The sequence below is a fragment of the Pseudoroseomonas cervicalis ATCC 49957 genome (assembly GCF_000164635.1).
Lineage (GTDB): Bacteria > Pseudomonadota > Alphaproteobacteria > Acetobacterales > Acetobacteraceae > Pseudoroseomonas > Pseudoroseomonas cervicalis.
On the sequence record NZ_GG771018.1, the window covers coordinates 1 to 1262 of the forward strand.

The 1262-nt window shown below is 78.4% G+C and carries 1 protein-coding gene and 1 pseudogene; one reads left to right on the plus strand and one right to left on the minus strand.

The genetic code is table 11. From position 1 onward, the window contains the following. Positions 1 to 198 precede the first annotated feature (198 nt). Positions 199 to 948, plus strand: a complete 750-nt coding sequence (locus HMPREF0731_RS23405) for an HD-GYP domain-containing protein (protein WP_083854620.1) — start codon at positions 199 to 201, stop codon at positions 946 to 948. A 7-nt stretch (positions 949 to 955) separates the two neighbouring features. Here the strand turns inward: HMPREF0731_RS23405 and HMPREF0731_RS21380 are convergent. Next, positions 956 to 1262: pseudogene (locus HMPREF0731_RS21380) on the minus strand (hypothetical protein); the annotation flags it as partial.

Sequence of the window (1262 nt, forward strand, 5' to 3'; positions counted from 1 at the left end):
CGCGCCAGCCGGCCCGGCCTGCCGGTGCTGCTGCTCTCCGGCTTCGCCATGGCGCCGCCGGCGGGGCCGGACGCGCTGCCGCTGCTGGCCAAGCCCTGTCCGCTGCCGCTGCTGGAGCGGCAGCTGGAGGCCCTGCTGGCACCGCGCACAGCGATATGATGGCCCCTCTCCACCGCCGCGCGGCATGATGGCCGCGCGGTGAACGACAGCATGCCCCCCGACCCGGCGCCCCGCCCGGCGCCCCCGGACCCGTCCCTGGACCCACCCTGGCGGGACGAGATGATGCGGCAGAGCCAGCGCCTGCTGGCGGCGCTGCGACGGCACCACCCGGCCACGGCCGACCATTCGGTGCGGGTGGCGACGGTGCTGCTGGCGATCCGGGCGCGGCGGCCGCGGGGGCTCGGGCCGGTCGCGCTGGTGGCCGCCGCGGGGCTGCTGCACGATCTCGGCAAGCTGTTCCTGCCGGTGGAGCTGCTCGATTCCGACCGCCGCCTGACCGAGGCGCAGCTGCGCCGCATGCGCGCGCATCCCGAGACCGGGGCGGAGACGCTGCAGGCGCTGGGCTTCCCGGTGCCGCTGGTGGCGGTGGCGCGGCATCATCACGAGCGCTGGGACGGCACCGGCTATCCGCAGGGCCTGCCCGGCCCGGCCCTGGCGCCGCTGGTGCGCGCCGCCTGCGTGGCCGATGCGCTGGTGGCCATGGTCGAGCCCGGCCGCGTCTATCGCCGGCACCTGGAGCTGGGCGACGCGCTGCGCGAGCTGCGCGCCTGCGCCGGGCGGCAATTCGACCCGGACTATGCCGCGCTGCTGACCGACGACCTGGCGCCGGCGCTGGCGGAGGGGCTCGGCCTCGGCGCCGCGCCGCGCGGCTGGGGCGCGGCGATGGCGGGGCAGCTGCCCTCGCCGCTGCTGGAGCACGCCTTCGGCCTGCCGGCCGGGCCGCGCTGAGCCGCGCTCAGCGCCCGCCGAGGCCCGGCACCAGCCCCGGCGGCAGGCCCTGCGGCAGCGTCACCGGCTGGTAGCCCGCCGGCACCTGGAAGCGCGCCGGGTCCTGCGCGCCATAGGTGACCTGCAGCGCTTCCAGGCTGCCGCTCTTGCCGTCGCGCGTGCCGCTGGCGCGCAGCGCCACGCCATCGGCGGTCAGGCAGATCTCGCCCTCGCCCTCGCGCGCGGTGACGCGCCAGTTGTCGCAGCGCAGCCCGGCCACGGTGGCGCTGCCGGCGCGGGTCATGCGGGCGCCGGGCGGCAGGGCGTCGAGCATC